Origin of the sequence: [Chlorobium] sp. 445, from assembly GCA_002763895.1 — a bacterium.
Classification (GTDB): Bacteria; Bacteroidota; Chlorobiia; order Chlorobiales; family Thermochlorobacteraceae; genus Thermochlorobacter.
The window spans coordinates 39698-58030 of record NSLH01000014.1 but is presented as its reverse complement, the minus strand read 5'-3'; the positions used below and the strand labels follow the sequence as shown (position 1 = coordinate 58030).

The 18333-nt window shown below is 47.6% G+C and carries 16 protein-coding genes and 4 pseudogenes; 6 read left to right on the top strand and 14 right to left on the bottom strand.

What is annotated here, in order from left to right; translation table 11 throughout:
• Positions 1 to 5 precede the first annotated feature (5 nt).
• From CMR00_07335 to CMR00_07280, 12 genes and pseudogenes are all read right to left on the bottom strand, one after another.
• On the bottom strand, positions 6 to 854 hold the full coding sequence (locus tag CMR00_07335; protein PIO48018.1) for a hypothetical protein: 849 nt from the start codon (positions 852 to 854) through the stop codon (positions 6 to 8).
• A 6-nt stretch (positions 855 to 860) separates the two neighbouring features.
• Positions 861 to 1652 (bottom strand): hypothetical protein, encoded by a 792-nt coding sequence (locus CMR00_07330; GenBank protein PIO48028.1) that lies wholly within the window; start codon positions 1650 to 1652, stop codon positions 861 to 863.
• Positions 1653 to 1848: 196 nt separating this feature from the next.
• Positions 1849 to 2364, bottom strand: a complete 516-nt coding sequence (locus tag CMR00_07325; protein ID PIO48017.1) for a hypothetical protein — start codon at positions 2362 to 2364, stop codon at positions 1849 to 1851.
• A gap of 19 nt (positions 2365 to 2383) precedes the next feature.
• Positions 2384 to 2683 (bottom strand): hypothetical protein, encoded by a 300-nt coding sequence (locus tag CMR00_07320; GenBank protein PIO48016.1) that lies wholly within the window; start codon positions 2681 to 2683, stop codon positions 2384 to 2386.
• A 20-nt stretch (positions 2684 to 2703) separates the two neighbouring features.
• Positions 2704 to 3027 carry a gas vesicle protein gene (locus CMR00_07315; protein PIO48015.1) on the bottom strand — a complete coding sequence of 108 codons (324 nt, stop codon included), beginning with the start codon at positions 3025 to 3027 and terminating at the stop codon, positions 2704 to 2706.
• Positions 3027 to 3278, bottom strand: a complete 252-nt coding sequence (locus CMR00_07310; protein PIO48014.1) for a hypothetical protein — start codon at positions 3276 to 3278, stop codon at positions 3027 to 3029. Before CMR00_07310 ends, CMR00_07315 begins: the two co-directional genes overlap by 1 nt.
• Before the next feature lie 9 nt (positions 3279 to 3287).
• A complete protein-coding gene (gene gvpN, locus CMR00_07305) occupies positions 3288 to 4295 on the bottom strand; it encodes a gas vesicle protein GvpN (GenBank protein PIO48013.1) in 1008 nt (335 codons plus the stop codon).
• A gap of 66 nt (positions 4296 to 4361) precedes the next feature.
• Positions 4362 to 5030: a hypothetical protein gene (locus tag CMR00_07300; GenBank protein PIO48012.1), complete on the bottom strand. Its 669-nt coding sequence runs from the start codon at positions 5028 to 5030 to the stop codon at positions 4362 to 4364.
• A complete protein-coding gene (locus tag CMR00_07295; protein ID PIO48011.1) occupies positions 5008 to 5718 on the bottom strand; it encodes a hypothetical protein in 711 nt (236 codons plus the stop codon). The genes CMR00_07300 and CMR00_07295 overlap by 23 nt, the downstream gene beginning before the upstream one ends.
• A gap of 154 nt (positions 5719 to 5872) precedes the next feature.
• Positions 5873 to 6079 carry a gas vesicle synthesis protein GvpA gene (locus CMR00_07290; GenBank protein PIO48010.1) on the bottom strand — a complete coding sequence of 69 codons (207 nt, stop codon included), beginning with the start codon at positions 6077 to 6079 and terminating at the stop codon, positions 5873 to 5875.
• Positions 6080 to 6372: 293 nt separating this feature from the next.
• Positions 6373 to 7211 (bottom strand): annotated as a pseudogene (locus CMR00_07285) (MBL fold metallo-hydrolase).
• 44 nt (positions 7212 to 7255) lie between these two features.
• Positions 7256 to 8522, bottom strand: a pseudogene (locus CMR00_07280) (competence/damage-inducible protein A).
• Positions 8523 to 8692: 170 nt separating this feature from the next.
• Between CMR00_07280 and CMR00_07275 the strand changes: the two are divergent.
• Together CMR00_07275 and CMR00_07270 are read left to right on the top strand one after the other, a co-directional pair.
• Positions 8693 to 9064, top strand: a complete 372-nt coding sequence (locus tag CMR00_07275) for a hypothetical protein (GenBank protein ID PIO48009.1) — start codon at positions 8693 to 8695, stop codon at positions 9062 to 9064.
• 86 nt (positions 9065 to 9150) lie between these two features.
• On the top strand, positions 9151 to 9426 hold the full coding sequence (locus tag CMR00_07270) for a hypothetical protein (GenBank protein ID PIO48008.1): 276 nt from the start codon (positions 9151 to 9153) through the stop codon (positions 9424 to 9426).
• Here CMR00_07270 and CMR00_07265 read toward each other — a convergent pair.
• Together CMR00_07265 and CMR00_07260 are read right to left on the bottom strand one after the other, a co-directional pair.
• Positions 9403 to 9633 carry a hypothetical protein gene (locus CMR00_07265; protein PIO48007.1) on the bottom strand — a complete coding sequence of 77 codons (231 nt, stop codon included), beginning with the start codon at positions 9631 to 9633 and terminating at the stop codon, positions 9403 to 9405. The two genes, CMR00_07270 and CMR00_07265, sit on opposite strands and share 24 nt — an antisense overlap.
• Positions 9634 to 9730: 97 nt before the next feature.
• Complete coding sequence (locus CMR00_07260; protein ID PIO48006.1) at positions 9731 to 10423, bottom strand: hypothetical protein; 693 nt, start codon at positions 10421 to 10423, stop codon at positions 9731 to 9733.
• A gap of 362 nt (positions 10424 to 10785) precedes the next feature.
• Here CMR00_07260 and CMR00_07255 point away from each other — a divergent pair.
• The 4 genes and pseudogenes from CMR00_07255 (at position 10786) to CMR00_07240 (ending at position 18328) form a co-directional block, all read left to right on the top strand.
• A pseudogene (locus CMR00_07255) lies at positions 10786 to 13019 on the top strand (polyribonucleotide nucleotidyltransferase).
• A gap of 23 nt (positions 13020 to 13042) precedes the next feature.
• Positions 13043 to 14340, top strand: a pseudogene (gene murA / locus CMR00_07250) (UDP-N-acetylglucosamine 1-carboxyvinyltransferase).
• Between the two features lie 63 nt (positions 14341 to 14403).
• Entirely contained in the window at positions 14404 to 14796 is a 393-nt protein-coding gene (folB, locus tag CMR00_07245; GenBank protein ID PIO48005.1) for a dihydroneopterin aldolase, read from the top strand.
• 115 nt (positions 14797 to 14911) lie between these two features.
• Positions 14912 to 18328, top strand: coding sequence for a TonB-dependent receptor (locus CMR00_07240; protein ID PIO48004.1), 3417 nt, complete (start codon positions 14912 to 14914; stop codon positions 18326 to 18328).
• Positions 18329 to 18333: the final 5 nt, after the last annotated feature.

Sequence of the window (18333 nt, the reverse complement as noted above, 5' to 3'; positions counted from 1 at the left end):
TTGCGTTAGTTATTCTTCATCTTGCCTTCTTGCCAAATCCCGCTTTGCACATCACCATCTTTGAACGTAAACTTGCCCATGCCATTCATCAAATCCGCTTTCCATTCGCCTTCATAAAGCTCACCAGAAGCATAACGGTAGACGCCATAGCCTTCTCGCTGGTCGTTGACAAACTCACCTTCGTAGATATCGCCATTGAGATAAACATGTTTGCCTTGACCGTGGCGCATGTTGTTGTTCCACTCTCCAATGTAATAGCCTTTACCTTTGTAAAAACCAATGCCGAAACCAAAAGGCTTACCATTCAAGACTTTCCCATAGTACGATACAGTTGCACCTTTTGGAGAGATGAAAGTGAGACTGTCGAGCTTCATGTCATCGAGCATCTTCTTGGTTCTGGTTAAGGCCTGATACAGGCTATCCACTTCATGATGTGTCGCATCAAGTTGGTGTAAAATGAAAGCCTTCTCAGCCTGAAGCCCATGCAAGGTGCTCTGCAAGTGCTGTACTTGCATGCTGAGCAAAGCCGTTTGGCTTACTTTCTCCGCTAAATTTTTCCCCAAAGAGTCATTTGTACGTTTGAAGTTTGCCAGTGCATGGCGTAATTCTGCAAGCAATTGTGCATCGTCCAAACTGTCATCTGAAAGGGTACGATTTGTCTTTAGTTTTAGTAGGTCCCTAAGTGAAGTTTTGAGCGCCCTATATTGTTCCAACTCACCTTGTTGTTGCTCGGCTTCTTTGGTTTTGTGAGCTATTTGAGTTTTTAGACTTGCCCGATCTAGATAGAGATAGCCAGCAAGCAGAAAAGCAAGGGCAGTTGCAACAGGTAAAAACCATTTTGTGATTCGATGCATCAGAGTTTAGTATCCTAGGTTAATAGGTGGAACTTTGCTATCCAAGTCTCTCAAATCGAGACCCCAAAAAAGATTGAGCCTAATGATATGCGTCGTCTTATACTCAAAGCCTGATGTACTTTGACCGATTGTCCACATATGTCCAACAAAAAATGTAAGGCTAGAATTCAGCACATAGCCAAAGCCATTGTAGGTTCTGAAATCTTCAAATGGATTTTGGACAATAGATGCTCCGGACTGTAAGAAGATCTCTGCACTCGGTGAAAAGAACAGGGTGTTTTCTTCAATGGTTTCTTTGTTGAGTGGAATGTAGGCAAAAAATTTGTAGCGATAGCGATTGGTAAAGTCATACTCTGAACCAATCACGTTGCTTCTTCGCCAGCGGTGCTCAAACCTAAATTGATGGAAAATTTTCACGCGACCCATAGGCATGATAAAGAGCCACTGATGCCAGATACGAGGTTCCAGCGTAACATTCTCAAAACGTGCATTGCCCGGTTCAGGCGTAAAGTTAAGCACAAGTGTAGGACCTATAACTGCCTCGAAGTTGTCGTTAAAAAAAATGTTGATACCAGCTCTGTTGTACAGCTGGCGCGTGCGTCCAATAAAAGACGAGACATTATCAGCGCGATTTCTCAGCCGATAGTGGTGTTCAGCATAGTAGCCGAATGTTTTGGAGAACTTTGCTTTAATATACAAGCCATTCCAAAGTCCCGTTTCCTCTAATACCGTTTGTGAGGCGGTTTGAGCGTCTGTGGAGTGTGGAAAACTTGACTGTAAGAGCTGCAAGATGATCATCAGAAGAAGTAATTTGCCAAATTTCTTCATGCATGTATTGTGAAGTTGTGTTTTTTCTACACGGGCGCATGTCCAAGAAATTGCTACTGTACGTGGACCTCAAGGAAACACAAATTTACAGAACCGCCCTAAATATCTAAGAGGTCATTTTATCAACTTCAAGGAGGCGTTTGGGAGTATGGTGCTCTATGTCGGTTCAGACCTCAAGGATTAGCGTGATTTCCAAAATCCCATTGTGAAAGCGGGTTTGAAGAGAATCAGGCTGAACTGGTTTGGGGAGCAAAAGTTCTTTGTAAAATATGCGATCTATGCCTTTGGCTTCAAGTTCAAGCATATCATCACGGAGCGCAAGATGAATATCCTTTTCGGAAACGCCGGGCAGTTGTGCATAGATTTTGATTGTTGTGTCTTCTACGAACAAGTCTACTTCGGGCTCAAGTCGCGCGGGCATGGGGTTCGCATCGCTTTTTTTCTGAGATGCAGTTTTAGCAAATGCGCTTGAGGCGGTGCGCTGCACGCTGCCCCTGGCTGTCTTGAAAGAGATATTGTAACTTGCTTTCAGTCCTTCTTTGATGCGACTTAAGTCAATTTCACCTGCTTTGGAGAATGTCTCGGCCTTTTGCTGCAAATTCTCAGCAAGTTTAGCCAGGCGCTCAATGCTCTCCAAGATGCTGCCAATCGGATCGTTCGAGTTTGATTTTTCCTGTGCCATAGCGCTTGAAAGTCTTGGATTAGTAGTTCAGCGAAACCGTTTTGAACGGCTTGTCTGGTTGCTTTTTCTCGGTGTCTTTGAAGTGCTTTTTTGTGATATCTTCGATTTCTTTCATGACGTTGGCAAGTTGCTTGACGATTTCACTGCGCCGACGCTCAATTGTCGCAAGTTCTTTTTCGAGACGTTCTTTTTCTGTGGAGAGCACATAGAGATTGAGGTAGTTTCCACTGGTGCCGATAGGTCTGGCAGTCTTGGAGCGTGGAATGCGTTTGAGGCTTCGCGCTGATTTAATCGCGCTGACGGTCTTGATGGTTGCCATAGTCGGTCAGAGTTAAGAGTTCATTTTTGTGCGCTGGGTGGCAAAAGTGCAGCAAGTTGTTTTTCGAGTGCATCGAGCCGCGCTTTCAGCGCGCTGTTTTCTGCTTCAAGTTCCTTTGTTCTTGCCTCTGTCGAGAGCATCGGGTCACTTTGCCACCAATTGATTCCCATTTGTAAGGCTTTATCAACGGAGCAGACAATCAAGCGAATCTTAATGTTGAGCAGTTCAACATCAGCCAAATTTACTTTGATATCACCTGCAATAACAACGCCTTTGTCTAAAACGCGCTCCAAAATTTCAGCAAGGGTGCTGCTGCTTGTGGAATAAGTAATGTCCTTGCTCATCAGGGCTCAAAATTCGTTTTGCGTGCAAAGGCAGTGACTTCCAGCGAGGCATTCATTTTGACTTCGTAGATGTTTCGATCCATCACCTTACTTGGCAGACCGACAGACTTAATAAACGCGCTTTCTTCATAGACTTCTGCATAGCCCAACCAGCCCTCAGGGACTTTTTCGAGCTTGACAAGTTTTGCTGTGTTGCCGGTCATGGTGCTAACGAAAGAGACTAACTTTTTAGCTGCTTCTTCAAAACCCATCGCTGACTTTTACTTTGCCAGTTTTTCAGAGCGTAAGATATGTAAATTGGCTTCAGCATTTCGACTAAGACCGACCTTGCCACTGAGTGAGGACTCCAAATAGAGACGCGAGCGCTCTACTAACTTTTTGACAAGGATGCGAATTTCCTCTTGATTGGTGCGAGAGCCGATCCGACTTGTCTCTGAAGCCAAGACATCTTGGCAGACGCTCATAAAGAAGTTCGGCGGTTGATAAATTTTGGTACGCTGCACCATCAGCGTCTTAGAAATCATAATTGCAGCGCGCACCGTCGGTGCAAACTCGCAGCGACCGCTCTCGCGCAAAGCACGGACAATACCAACGATCTCTTCAGCATCAGGCTGAGGAATTTTTGACTTGGCAATAACAATAGCCACTTCGGTCTCAAAATCTGGGTAGTCTAAGTCGATTGTAACCATGCGGTCGCGCAGCGCATCAGCGGCTTTGTGCACCCCAGCGTATTCTTCAGGATTGCTCGTGAAAATGCCTACGAAATTCGGATGCACTTTCAGATAGCCATCTTCACCTGTTCTGCCTGCAGGAATATCCAAGATTTTTTCTTGCAAGACAGAGAGCAGGACGTTGTTGGCTTCGGCACGTGAGCGTGTAAATTCATCATAGAGCAAGGTAAAGCCGTATTTGCAGGCAATCGTCAGGCGGCTATCGACCCAACGTTTAGCAAAATCTTCCTCGACTTTGAGCACACGCGATTGAAAGCGGTCGACGACCCTGCGGCTGTGATAGCCAAACTCACCGCCGACAAGGTCGCTGGTTTTATACTCGGCATCACCATGCAGCATCACGATAGGTCTGCCGATTTTGCTTGCAATGTGCATCGCAAGCGTGGTTTTGCCTGTGCCGCTAGCACCACGCAAGTGAATCGGAAACCCCGCTTCAATGTAAGTCAAGGCGCGGTAGGTCAAATCTTTGACATACTTGGTCTCAACAAAATCAGGTAGGGGCGAGGCTTCTATGACCGTGCTAATATCTTCATTCATCGCTCACGAGTCCTTGTTTCAAGTTTAAGTAGTAGAGTTACCATATCGCCAATTTCAGCAGTAAACTTATCGTTTTTGCTTAGCGAAAGGAATGCTGATAGCAAATTGTTTTTCTGCCTCACTTGGCTCTGCTGCAACGTTCGGCAGAGAGGGCTTTCGTTTAGGTGCACTTGAGGAGAGTTCTGCCCAGATTGCTTGGTTTTCTTTGTGTTCATTGGCATAAGCCAACATCATCGCAGTCGTCTGATTTTTGAGTGTTTGCACATCGGCTTTGATACGGCGCACATCTTGCTGTTTTGCTTGAATAAGGCGGTGAATCTCTTGCATCAAAGCCTGTTGCACGTTCATGCGTTTTTCTTCGTTGGCCTTGAGAGTTGCGCGCACTTGCCGGGCTTTCTGGTCTAAGTCCTGCTTGAGCTGCTGATGCTCAGCCTGCAGGCGCAAGATAAACTGCTGGTAGACGCGCATAAGTTGCTGCACTGTGGCGCGCAGTTCAGATTGATGTTGCGCCAGCATAGTTTCCATTTGCTTTTTGCGTCGCGCATTGTCTTTGCGTATCTGCTCACGCAAGTCATTAATGTCTTGCAAAAGCAACTTGGTGTCACTCTTGATATGCTTGACGGATTCTGTGCGTTCAAGGGCACGGCGCGCGCGCTCTTGACGAGCGGACTTGATATTTTCTACGATCGTGCGCATCGAGGCGCCGCTGGAACTACTCATCATTTTTTCTGGCATAGCGATCCTTGAACTGGTTTAGGCGTTGAAGTTTGAAGCGTTGAAGCATTTCGGCGACTTCTTTGCGCCGTGCTTGGGTTTGCTGAATGCGTGTTTCAGCAGCGGCTTGGAAGGTCTGAAACATGGTTTTCAGGTCCTTGAGCCGTAATTCCTTAGCCTGTGCAAGACAGGCACGCAGTTGTACTGAAAAGGCTTCTTGTTCGGCTCTAAACTCACGCAGGAGTTGGAGCAATTCCTCACGGCGTTTTTGTTGCAACTCTGCAAAGTGCTTCATCAGCGCAGTAACTTCAGCCGTGCGGCGGGCTTGTTCAGAGGGTTCAGCAGACTCAGTTTCAGGTAGCTGGGCAATCTCACGCAAGACTTCTTGGCTGAACTCGGTTTGCTCCGATAAGAATTGACGCACAGATAGAGAAAGTTCTGTTTCACGGCGTTTTTGAGTCTGCAAAGCGTGCTTGAAGATGGCCTCAAAATCCTTGTAGCGCACAGAACGATGCTGCGCAAGCGATTTGCGTAGCGCCTCATCATACTCACTTAGCATGGAGGAACTTGTGCTCTCTTGCAACTCTTTGACGACAAGACCGGCAGCGTCAAGTGCGCGATACAGTGCACGCAGCGCTTCTTCATAGAGCGCGGTCTTTTCAATCTGCAAGAGGCGCGATTCTGAGAGTGTTGTGGCAGACTGGCTCATGATGGTTGCAGACTTAATTTAGACACGTGTGCATCACACACATCTTTTTGTTAGAGCAAAATAGCATTCAAATCCTGTGGACTGAACAACGCACTTGGTGAAATGCACTATGCACTCTGGCAAGGGCATATCAGCAAGCCGTCCTTTCTCCCCTTTAGGCAGCCGTTGCTGTCAGACCAATCGCTTCGGCATACTTGAGGTAGGTTTCGACAGAGGCGATCACAACGCGCGCTTCTACCGACACCAGCTCAATGCCGACCAGCGAGACGCGGGCAAACGCATCAATCACGATACCTTTGTCCAAAATGCGGTCTACCACCTCGGCTAAGCTCGATGAGCCTGTGGATTTTTCAATTGCCATGTGCTCTCCGTTTGATTTTGGTTTCCGCCAAAGTCTGTGTCATTGTGTCGTGCCGTTGCATTGCGGCGGCAACAATGCGCAGCAAATCTATATTAAACCTACAACATTTGTGCCATATATCACAGCAAGAATTTTGGGCGCGATTTTGGCGAAAACTCCGCAAGCTCCGACCAAAATTCTCCAGACACGATGCCTAACATGAGTGCAAGGTCTGCAAAAGAGAGACATCTCAAAGAAGTTTGCGCAGCCTCGGCACACTTTTAGAAGCAACGATGAGCATCATCAGGCTCATGTCAGTTAATGAAAAAGGTCGTATTTTTTGTGATACCTCTCTCGCCTCTAATAACATCTGCTGCATCTTTGAACGGGTCGTGCTCAAAGAAAAGCGTCCAATGCTCATCGGCGGCGCGCTCCAAGAGTTTGCGTTTCTCCTCCATAATCTCAAGCGGATAAAGATCATAGCCCATCACCCAAGGCAGTGGAATATGGGATGATGTTGGAATAAGATCGCCACAGTAACAAACCGAAGTGCTGCCGTCGGTAACACGCACCAGTTGCTGCGCGTGAGTATGCGCATGAGAGAGCATCAGATGCACGCCCGGAAAGAGCTCCTCTTCACCACTTGTAAAGCGAAGTTTATTGTGCTCTAAGAGCGGTACAAAATTTTCTTTGAGGTAACTAGCTTTTTCACGGGCATTCGGATTCATTGCCCACTTGTAGTTGGCTTCTTGCACATAGTAGGTGGCATTCGGGAAAGTGGGCACAAGTTTGCCATCGACAAGTTTTGTTGCGCCGCCAGCATGATCGAAATGCAAGTGCGTGAGAATCACATCGGTAATCTCTTCAGCAGAGACGCCAGCACGACGCAAATTTGCCTCAAGAAAGGAATCCGAAATTTTATACATCTCACGGTATTTGGGCTCCCACTTTTGCCCCATACCTGTATCGACTAAAATTTTTCTGCCATTGCCCACAATCAGCATGGCGCGGGCGGACATCTCAATGCGATTTTTTTCATCAGCTGGATTGCTTTTTCCCATAGCGCTTTTGGCACAGTACCAAACATCGCACCTCCATCAAGTGCGAAGCGCTCGCACTCTACCGCAAAAATCTGATAGTCTCCGATTTGCATAGCCATTAAAAGGTTAAAGTTGAAAAAAGTCAAACTCTCAAGTCCTAGTCTGCACTGACAAGGGTTTGGCGTAGCCAGTCTAACGCCGCTTGTGCAAAGAGTTCTTTGTTGCGCAGTCGATCTTTAGCAAAGTAAAGCGTTTTTAGCTTTTTCTTGGTTTCCAAGTTTTGCGTTAGTAGCAAGTGCAAGACACAGCATACCAACAGGTTTGGTCTCTGTGCCGCCTGTAGGTCCGGCAATGCCTGTTGTCGCTAAGGCAATGTCTGCACCGGAACGCTGCAAGCAACCTCTTGCCATTTCGAGCGCAACTTCTTGGCTCACGGCACCAAATTGCTCCAGCGTCTCATGCCGCACACCTAATGTACGTTCTTTTGCCAGATTGTTATAGACCACATAGCTTTGAATGAAGTAATCAGAAGAGCCGGGCACATTCGTAAGGCGATGGGCGATAAGTCCGCCAGTGCAAGATTCTGCTGTAGCTATGCTCAAGCCACGCTGTTTGAGCAGGGCGCCAAGAAAGGCTTCAAGCGATTGCTCGTCTGTTGCATAAAGATACTTCTGGATTCGTGCTGCGATGGTGGCAACAATTGCGGCATTTTCACGCTCGACTTGCTCACGGTTTGTGCCCCGAGTCGTTACGCGCAAATTGACGCTAGAAGTCTGTGGCAGGTAAGCCAAGGTAGAGCTAGGCGTAAGAAAAGCTTTTTCATCACCAATAAGCTCAGCAAGATGTGACTCGCCAGCGCCGCTCGTCATTAGATGTGTGTGCTTAATGTAGGTCTTTGAAAGCGGTGCAAAATAAGGAATCACAGAGCGGTGCATCATCTCTTGCATCTCACTTGGCACACCAGGCATAATAACGACATATTTACCATCGTAATTTGGAAGATGGTGCAAAATCATACCCGGCGCAGTGCCGCACGAATTCTGCAAGACCATGCAGCCTTTGAACACCATGGCCTGCGAGCGGTTGCTATCAGGCATATGCAAGCCACGCTGCTCAAAGATTTTCAGGCAATTTTGATAGGCTTCTTCGTTGAACTCATATTCTAAACCGAAGAATTCAGCGAGGGCATCTTTGGTAACATCGTCATGTGTTGGACCTAAGCCGCCCGTTATTGCTACGATATCAGCTGCACCCAAGGCGCGTTCAAGTTCCTGCTGAATGGCAAGCTTATCATCGCCAATTGTAACAATGCGCCGCGTGGCAATGCCAATGCGATCAAATTCCTTTGAGATAAAAGTGGCATTGGTATTGACGACCTGACCGATAAGCAATTCGTCGCCAATCGAGAGAATTTCCAGTTGCATGAACATGATATGAAAAAAGGAGCATTGCTAATATACAAAGATAGCACATGTAATAGTAAGTATCGTATTCAGAGGTCTAATTTAGGGATAGAGATGCTTGGTATTTGCGGCGATTTTTTGTATACTCCAAGCATAAAAAAAGCAAAGCATAGGCAAAGTGGCAAAGTAAAATGCAGATTCGACGGCTTTACATCTTTTTGCTAACAGCAACTTTACTGTTCAGTAACCTGAGTGTGGTCTTCACAAAGTGCGAGCATACGCTCTGCCCGTGCTGTACTGCACAAGATAATGCCTGTGCTATGTCCTTCTCTGCGCCACCCTGCTGCGAACAGTGCGACCTTGCTGCAAGCGAAGTCTCCCCTTACGATGCGCTTCAGCCCGAAGGGAAATGCCAATTTTTGCGCGCACTTGCGCTTTTCCCCGAACTGCTGACCTATCCGCTAATCAGTGATTCCAGTTTTCAAGACCGCATCATAGAACCCTGCAAGTCATTCTCGTCGCAACCGCCAATTTACCTGCGCTGCGAGATTCTGCTCATTTGATACCGACCGCTGTTCAAATCTTGTTCTGAACGCGCGCTATGGCTCGTGCCGAGCGTGCACAATTATGGGTTTTAACTTTCTGAGACATGAAAGCACTTCTGTTTTCCTTGCTGCTACTGGGTTTTGTAGGATGTTCATCAGGCAGCACTGAAAAGCCATTCAATGAAGTTTGTCCTGTGATGGGCGAAAAGGTCAATCCGAGGGCAAGAACCGTCCAATACGAGGGCAAAACTTATGGCTTCTGCTGCAATGGCTGCGACAAGAAATTTGCCGCTGAGCCAGCACGATACGCTGCAAACCTAAGCGCAGACGGCAAGGAATTTATCGGACAAAAAGAATCAACCGTACACCAAAAATTTTGAGGATAAAAAGGATATGCGTAAGAAAATTTTTTCTTTCGTAGCAATCACGCTATTTGCAGTAGCTGGTGTTTGCGCTTTGCCACAAGTTAAGGCTGCGGATAACAACAGTGCCTCTGCAGCTTGCTGCTGTTCAGCATGTACATGTGAGGTGTGCACAGACTGCTGCACTGTGGCCTGCACAACGAACACTTGCTGCGACACGCCCATGGCATGCTGCTGTGACTAATGCACAAAGTAGCTTAACAGAGGCAAAGCAAAAAGGGACGCTACGGCGTCCCTTCTTTTTGGGGCTCAGAGATGGTTTTCATTTTGAGCGAAGCGCAGTGCTATCGAGCATGACACCTTCTTTGCCACGCTCAACATAGAAATTCAGCACAGGATCAATATCTCGGACAGTAAGCTGTGTAACGACCGGTTTATCGCCTAATTCAATTGTTTGAAAAAGTATGCCGCTTTGTCGCTCGGCATCATAGCCGCTCATGAGCACGTATTTTCCGGGCTTAAGTTCGGTGCCCAACGTGGCGGCATCAAAGCGAAACTTACCTTGTTGATTGGTCTTGATGCCCTTGAGTTTAGGGATTTGAATAATCAGGGTCTTGAGAACATCGGCTCTATACCTGTTTTTTTCTTTGTAGAAGAGATTAAGCGTGTCATTGTAAGCCATAAAGACTTTCTCGAGCGAGTCTGTATTTTTACCAGCGGTGGCAATAGTTTTGCGCAGGCTATCTATGATGAAATTGATTCGATTTTCGACACTATCAATGATTTTCATTTCTGCTCTGAAGCCTTCGCGCCATTTCTCCAAACTGCGTGAGACAACGCTATCAGCCATCAAAAATACAGGGTGATCAATGAGGGCTTTATCGTTTGCGTTAGCATAACTCATAATAATCTCGCCTTCAATGAAGAGTTCTTTCTTGCTGCAGCCTACGCTAAGCAAGAGTGTAGACAGCATAATGCTGAGCAAAAATCGAGTGAAAGTTTTTGGGTGTAGCATGTCTAATTACTCCTTTTGGCTTGGTTGATAGTTGAGTGGTTAGTTCTTTGGTTTTAAGGCGCAAGATTGCGCATAGCGATTGCAGATGTAGAGATAAAGTTACAAAGTTTACTCAATACACTTGCACTTTGCGTGTGTAGAGGCATTACTGTACCTCGGGCAATTTTACTAAGTTCGTTATATCATGGTAAGCAATTGTAGGGAAAATTATTGGGTAAAAGTAAAATCGCAGTTGTAAGCACGAGCTGTGCTTTCAACATTGAAGTGAAAATTCCCTATATTAGTAGTTTAGTTTAAGCAGCAACAAGGAAGACGCAAGTCAGAACATAAAGCAACAAAACCTCATAATCGCATTCCAACAAATGGTCATCACAAAAGAAGTCGATTTAGGACGAGGCAAAATTCTGCGTATTGAGACAGGCAAGATGGCAAAGCAAGCCGATGGCGCAGCGGTTGTCGGGCTTGAGGAGACAATGGTATTAGCTACGGCTGTTGCCAAAAAAGATGATCCTGTGCCCGGACAGGACTTTGTGCCACTTCAAGTTGAATTTCGTGAAAAGTATTCTGCGGCAGGAAAATTTCCGGGCGGCTTTGTCAAGCGCGAGGGGCGACCAAGTGAAAAAGAAATTCTCTCCGCTCGTCTTATCGATCGTGCCTTGCGCCCGCTTTTCCCTGATGGCTATACCAGTGAGACGCAAGTTGTGGTTACTGTAATTTCTTCTGACCAAATCAATGATGGTGATGTACTGGGTGGCGTGGCGGCGTCAGTGGCGCTTATGCTCTCTGACATTCCCTTCTACACGCCAATGGCCGAGGTGCGTGTCGGCAGAATCAATGGTGAGTTCATCATCAATCCGCATACTGAAGAGCTTGAGAAGAGTGATATGGATATTTGTATCGGTGGCACAAAGGATACGATTTGTATGCTTGAAGGTGAAATGCATGAGATTTCAGAGCAAGACATGCTTGAAGCAATTAAGTTCGGACATGAAGTCATCAAGAAAATTTGCATAGTGCAAGAGGAACTAGCGCGTGAAGTCGGAAAACCCAAGCGCCCCTTCAATCCGATTTTACCACCTGCTGACTTGAAAGAATACATCAAATCGCTCTGCTACGACAAACTCTATGCGTTAGCGCATGAAGCCCTCGCCAAAGACGTGCGTGCAGAGAAAACCAAATTACTCTACGAAGAGACCATTAAAGCTACACTTGAAAAATACAAGGCGGAGATCACGGAAGAAGTCTTGGCTGCGGCGCCTGAAAAAGCCTTGTATCTCAATGAAAAACTAATCAAGCAAGTGATTCACGACCTTGAGCGTGATGCCATGCGCCAGACCATTCTCAACGACCGCGTACGCCTTGATGGGCGCTCGCTCACAGACATTCGTCCCATTTCGATTGAACTGGGTTTGATTCCGCGCTCGCATGGCTCGGCACTCTTCACGCGAGGTGAAACACAAGCCCTGGTTTTCCTTACACTGGGTACAAAAAAGGACGTGCAGTTGATCGATACGCTGACTGAAGATCCTGAAAAGCGATTTATGCTGCATTACAACTTTCCTCCATTCTCGGTCGGTGAAGTCGGGCGGATGACTGGCGTCGGTCGACGCGAGATTGGGCATGGTAACTTAGCTGAGCGTGCCCTAAAAATATGATTCCCGATGAAGTGACATTCCCTTACACCATGCGTGTGGTCTCGGATATCTTGGAATCAAACGGCTCGTCGTCAATGGCTTCGGTCTGCGGCGGCACGCTAGCAATTATGGACGGAGGCGTGCCGATGAAACGACCTGTTGCAGGCATTGCAATGGGCTTAATTAAAGAAGGTGAGCGCTATGCGGTACTCTCCGACATTCTCGGCAATGAAGATCACTTGGGCGATATGGACTTCAAGGTTGCAGGGACAACTGAAGGCATTACGGCGTGTCAGATGGATATCAAAATCGACGGATTGGATTATGGCATTCTTGAAGCAGCGTTAGCCCAAGCTAAAGAAGGACGGATGCACATCTTGAAGATTATGAAAGAAGCGATTGCGGAGCCACGTCCGACGCTCTCTAAATACGCTCCACGTCTGACGACCATACAAATTCCAGTAGAGGCTATTGGTACAGTAATTGGCAAAGGCGGTGAAACCATTCGCAACATTACATCGCAGACCAACACAGAAATTGACATTGCTGACGATGGCACAATCACAATTGCAGCAACAGACAGCGAGTCGGCGGAGCGTGCAATTGCCATTATCAAAGGCTTAACCGCTGAACCTGAAGAAGGTACCGTCTATAGCGGTGAAGTGAAAGAAGTGCGCGATGAGCTTGGTGCAATTGTGGAGTTTTTGCCTAAGATCACAGGGCTCTTGCACATCTCTGAAATCTCGCACAAGCGCATTACCAAAGCCAGCGAAGCGCTCAAAGCAGGTGAGAAAGTCTCCGTCAAACTCATTCGTGTCCAGCAAGACCCGAAGACAGGCAAGACCAAATACAGTCTCTCTATGAAAGCCTTGATGCCGCCGCCCGAAGGCATGGAGACTCGTCCGCCGGCACCGCCACAAGGTAGTTCGCGCAGACCGCAACACAGCGGAACACGCCGATAACAGGCTTTTACGGCAACGACACAATGGACAAACTGGTGATTCAAGGCGGTCGACCGCTCTCGGGTGAAGTTGAAGTCTCAGGGTCAAAAAATGCGGCGCTGGCGCTGATGGCAGCCTCGTTGCTCCCAGCCTCAGGCAAAACCATCATTCAGCGCGTGCCCGACTTGCGCGATGTGCATACGCTAGCTAATCTACTGCGCATCATCGGCGCACGCGTTGAGTATGAACACCACACACTCACGATTTCCGCTGCAAATATCTCACATTTTGAAGCGCCTTACGAATTGGTCAAAAAAATGCGCGCCTCGATTTATGTGCTCGGACCCTTGCTCGGGCGGTTTGGTCGAGCACGCGTCTCGCTGCCAGGAGCTGCGCCTTTGGACCGCGACCGGTGGATTTGCACATTGAAGCAATGAAAAAACTCGGTGCCTCGATTGACCTTGACGAAGGCTACATCGTAGCCAAAGCCAAGCGTAAACGCCTAGTTGGAGCAAAAATTGACTTCCCGCTGGTCTCGGTTGGAGCAACAGGTAATGCGCTAATGGCGGCGGTGCTGGCTAAAGGCATAACCGAGATTAGCAACGCAGCTATTGAGCCTGAAATCACAGCACTGGCACGCTTGCTTGTTAAGATGGGAGCGAAAATTGAAGGCATTGGCACGCCAAAATTGCACATTGAGGGCGTCGATGAACTGTATGCCGTACGTGAAAACAACATCAGCGATCGTATCGAGGCAGGCACACTTCTTGCTGCTGCTGCAATTACGCATGGCAGTATCACGCTCACAAACATTGACACGCGAGAGATGAAAGCCGTGCTCAAAAAATTTGAATCTGCAGGCTGCCACATCACGCTGGGAGACACTTGTATCTCACTGCAAGCCCCTGAGGAACTGCGTCCAACGCATGTTGAAGCAAAACCGTACCCAAAGTTTCCAACCGACATGCAAGCGCAGTGGTCTGCTTTGATGACTCAAGCAAAGGGCACGAGCCGCATCACAGATCACATTTACTTTGAGCGATTCAAACACATTCCCGAACTCAATCGCTTAGGTGCAGATATTGAAATCAAGAAAAACACGGCTATCGTGCGTGGTATCAAAGCGCTGCGTGGTGCAAAGGTCATGTCAACGGATTTGCGTGCATCGGCAAGCCTGATTTTGGCAGGATTAGCTGCCTCTGGTAAAACCGAAGTGCTGCGTGTCTATCACCTCGATAGAGGCTACGAAAAAATTGAGCAAAAACTGCGCAAATTGGGCGCCCAGATCCGCCGCGAACAGTATGATGAATTTGCAACGCCAAAGCCTGCCGATGAGGAATAACGGTAAGGTAGACTGCATCCACCAGATGCCGTAAATAGCCTATCAGTAAATGGTCCACAAAAAATGAATGCTCAATACTCTCGCAGTTGCGTCAGGCTCAAGAACGCGATTTTTTATGCGTATCATGGTGTTGGAGAAGCCGAACACAAGGTCGGCGCACGCTATGAAGTTGATGCGGAACTCTATTTTGATTTTTCAGTGGCAGGACAAACCGACTCACTGCGTCAGACCGTAGATTATGAGCAAGTCTATGCGCGCATCTCAAAAGTGATTACCTCGCGCAAGTTTTATCTTATTGAAGCTGTCGCTAAAAAAATTGCAGATGAATTGATGCTTGATTTTCCAATCTTGGAATCTGTGCATATCAAGGTGCGCAAACGCAACCCGCCCGTGGGTGGCGTCTGCGACTTTGCTGAAGCTGACTACTTTTTGGAACGCCCGAAACACACACCGTAGCTAGCAGTGCTATGCCTCTGTGTTGTAACCACACAGTTAAACCCATACCTGTCCATACTGTAGAAAATGCGCCCTGCTGCAGTATCCTCATGCAAACTTCCTACACCAGCAAGAGATGATAGCCATTCTGCCATATCCAAAACGCAGAGGTGGCGTCTTAATCTTTCATAACAAAAACTTAATATCTTATTTTGAAGCACGCCCTCTATATTTGCAACCGATTTTTTACTGTCTCTCTAACCAAATTAGGAAAATAATGAAGCCCAGATACTTTATCTCTTGGCTTGCACTCTTTGCTATGCTGCTGGTCTGTAGCAGCCTATGGGCACAGGGTGTGAGTACTTCATCTATGATTGGTCTCGTTACAGATACAAAAGGTGAGCCCTTGATTGGCGCAAGCGTAATTGCAACGCATGTGCCGTCAGGTTCGCGCTATGGGGCAATTACCCAAGCTGACGGGCGCTATACCATTCTCGGTATGCGCGTCGGAGGTCCCTATCGCGTTACAGCAAGCTATGTTGGTTACCAGACACAGACCATTGAAAACATTTTTCTCAACTTAGGTACAGCAAGTAGTGCCAACTTCAAATTAGCTGAAGAATCGGCTACCACACAGGAGGTTACTGTTACGGCTGCGCGCAATGCCGCCATCAGCCCTGATCGTACAGGAGCGAACACAGTTGTGCCAAGAGAAGCAATTACCTCATTGCCTACCATTAGTCGTAACTTTACGGATTTTACCCGTCTCACGCCGCAGGCGAACGGCACATCATTTGCTGGGCAAGACAACCGCTTGAATAACATTACGGTTGATGGATCATACCTGAACAACAGCTTTGGTCTTTCTGGCTTGCCGGGTGGACGCGCCAACGTTGCACCAGTGAGTTTAGAAGCCATTGAAGAAGTGGCAGTCTCGCTTGCACCCTATGATGTGCGTCAAGGACTCTTTGTAGGTGCAGGTGTGAATCTGGTAACACGCAGTGGCACCAATAACTTCCAAGGTTCTGCATTTTTCAACCTGCGCAATCAAGCGTTCTTAGGTCGCAAAGCCGCAGGCGTTGAAGTCGGAGCTGCCGCAAATAATTTTAACAACCTGCAAGGCGGATTTCGCTTTGGCGGTCCAATCATTCAAGACAAGCTCTTCTTCTTCGTAGCAGCAGAAACTGAACAGAACTCCACGCCTTTTACGCTTCGTCCTCGCCAGCCCGGAGAATCACCAGGGGGCAACATCTCTCGTCCAACATTTCAACAGATGGATTCTTTAAGCCGGTTTTTACGCCAAAACTTTGGCTACGAAACAGGACCTTTTCAGGACTATACGCAGCAGCGTCCTAGTATGCTCAACTGGCTGGCTAAAATAAACTACAATATCGACGACAATAACAAATTGAGCATACGCTACAATGCCTTAGATGCACGTCAGGATGTGCCTATTAGCCTCAGCTCATCGCTGGGTTTCGGTGCGCGTCAGGGCATCAATGCACTGAGCTACCAAAACTCAAACTATATTCAGTTTGACCGCTTTCAATCTGTAATTGCTGAATTGAACTCTACCTTCGGTGGCAAGTTCTCCAATCAGATTATTGCAGGCTACACTTACCAAAATGAAGACCGTGGTTCACGTGGTGAACTCTTCCCGCTTGTGGAAATTCAAGAGGCTGGAACCACACTGATCTCATTTGGTTTTGAGCCTTTTACACCATCTAACCAGCTTAGCTACTCAACTCTCCAGTTTCAAGATAACTTCTCCTACTTTGCAGGGGCACATACTATCACCGCTGGGTTGAACTTAGTCTACTATAGCTTCCGCAATGTCTTCTTTCCGGGCTCACAAAGCGTGTATGTATATTCCTCTCTTGAAGACTGGTACACAGATGCTAACGACTACCTCCGCAACCCCAACCGTACGCAGTCACCTGTTACGCTGCGTCGCTTCCAATATCGTTATTCGGCTCTACCCGGTGGTGCTGAGCCTGTACAACCAACTCGTGCATGGAATCCCGGAATTTATGTGCAAGATGAATGGCAAGTCCTGAGCAACCTGCGTGTAACAGGCGGCCTTCGCGTCGATATTCCTTTCTTTGAAAATACAGCGTTTGAAAACCCAATTGTGCCAACGCTGGAATTCCGTGATGGCAATGGCAATCGAATCGAATCGCGTACTGATCGCTTGCCGAAAGCGACGCCGCTCTTCTCGCCACGCTTAGGATTTAACTGGAATGTGTTAGAAGATAATTCGCTGCAAGTACGCGGTGGCACGGGCGTTTTCACAGGTCAGCCTGCCTTCGTGTGGATCTCTAACCAAATTGGTAACAATGGTGTGCTTACAGGGTTCGAACAACTTGATAACACCCGTATCCGTCCTTTCAATCCAAGCACAACAGCTTATCGCCCTGCCAACCCACAATTGCCAACCTCAATTGAACTGGCCACGACTGACCCGAACTTCCGCTTCCCACAGGTCTGGCGTACTAACCTCGGTGTAGATTACTTACTACCACTCGGTATTGTAGCTACATTTGACGGTATCTACACCAAAACCTTGGCTGGTATTTCTTATATCAACGCAAATTTGCGTCCAGCGACACGCACATTTGCAGGACCCGATCAGCGTTTGCGCTATGATGGGACGGCTGGTAATGCCAACCGCTTGAACCCCAATGTAACAAGCAATGTGGTACTGCAAAACTCTGGTGATGACTATGCCATCTCGCTGACTGCGCAATTGCAAAAGTCATTTGGCGACAATTGGTTTGGACTTATAGCGTACACTTACACAGATGCACGCAACAACAACAACCCCGGCTCAATCGCATTTGGCTCTTGGGCAAACAATCCGGTCGCTAACAATCCAAACCTGCCAGAGTTGGGTTTCTCTGCAGCAGCCGTACCGCATCGAGTGCTGGCAAGCGGCAGTTACCGCTTTGAGTATGGAATTGGTGCAACCACAATCTCTCTCTTCTGGTCAGGCGCGCCTCAAGGTCGCTTCAGTTATACATACGGCGGCGATATGAATCAAGATGGGGTTGTCAACAACGACCTAATCTTCGTGCCTAACCGCGCCAGTGATTTGTTATTTCTCCCGCTAACCACTGGAGGTCGCACCTTTACGCCAGATGAACAAGCAGCCGCCTTTGATGCTTTCATTGAGCAAGACGACTATTTGCGTACGCGCCGTGGTCAATATGCTGAACGTAATGGCGCGGTCTTCCCTTGGGTCTTCCGTGCAGACCTAGCGGTTATTCAAGACTTCTACCTTGAACTCGGCGGTCAACGCAATGGATTGCAACTGCGCCTCGATATCTTTAATGTCGGAAACTTGCTCAATAGTGAGTGGGGAGTCGGCTGGCAGCGTACAGCGCCATTCCCACTGACAGCTGCAGGAGTCTCGGCAGATGGCAGACCACAATTCAGAATGGCAACAGTCACGACACCGAGTGGCCCACAGCTTTTGAACTCTTCCTTCCAACGTACAGCAAGCATTGCCGACCTGTGGTCTGCGCAGTTCAGCATCCGTTACACTTTTAATTAAAAAGC

Coding starts and splice junctions, on each gene's coding strand:
- CMR00_07335 (PIO48018.1), bottom strand. CDS start 854: ATGCATCGAATCACAAAATGGTTTTTACCTGTTGCAACTGCCCTTGCT.
- CMR00_07330 (PIO48028.1), bottom strand. CDS start 1,652: ATGATCATCTTGCAGCTCTTACAGTCAAGTTTTCCACACTCCACAGAC.
- CMR00_07325 (PIO48017.1), bottom strand. CDS start 2,364: ATGGCACAGGAAAAATCAAACTCGAACGATCCGATTGGCAGCATCTTG.
- CMR00_07320 (PIO48016.1), bottom strand. CDS start 2,683: ATGGCAACCATCAAGACCGTCAGCGCGATTAAATCAGCGCGAAGCCTC.
- CMR00_07315 (PIO48015.1), bottom strand. CDS start 3,027: ATGAGCAAGGACATTACTTATTCCACAAGCAGCAGCACCCTTGCTGAA.
- CMR00_07310 (PIO48014.1), bottom strand. CDS start 3,278: ATGGGTTTTGAAGAAGCAGCTAAAAAGTTAGTCTCTTTCGTTAGCACC.
- gvpN (PIO48013.1), bottom strand. CDS start 4,295: ATGAATGAAGATATTAGCACGGTCATAGAAGCCTCGCCCCTACCTGAT.
- CMR00_07300 (PIO48012.1), bottom strand. CDS start 5,030: ATGCCAGAAAAAATGATGAGTAGTTCCAGCGGCGCCTCGATGCGCACG.
- CMR00_07295 (PIO48011.1), bottom strand. CDS start 5,718: ATGAGCCAGTCTGCCACAACACTCTCAGAATCGCGCCTCTTGCAGATT.
- CMR00_07290 (PIO48010.1), bottom strand. CDS start 6,079: ATGGCAATTGAAAAATCCACAGGCTCATCGAGCTTAGCCGAGGTGGTA.
- CMR00_07275 (PIO48009.1), top strand. CDS start 8,693: ATGCAGATTCGACGGCTTTACATCTTTTTGCTAACAGCAACTTTACTG.
- CMR00_07270 (PIO48008.1), top strand. CDS start 9,151: ATGAAAGCACTTCTGTTTTCCTTGCTGCTACTGGGTTTTGTAGGATGT.
- CMR00_07265 (PIO48007.1), bottom strand. CDS start 9,633: ATGGGCGTGTCGCAGCAAGTGTTCGTTGTGCAGGCCACAGTGCAGCAG.
- CMR00_07260 (PIO48006.1), bottom strand. CDS start 10,423: ATGCTACACCCAAAAACTTTCACTCGATTTTTGCTCAGCATTATGCTG.
- folB (PIO48005.1), top strand. CDS start 14,404: ATGAATGCTCAATACTCTCGCAGTTGCGTCAGGCTCAAGAACGCGATT.
- CMR00_07240 (PIO48004.1), top strand. CDS start 14,912: ATGATAGCCATTCTGCCATATCCAAAACGCAGAGGTGGCGTCTTAATC.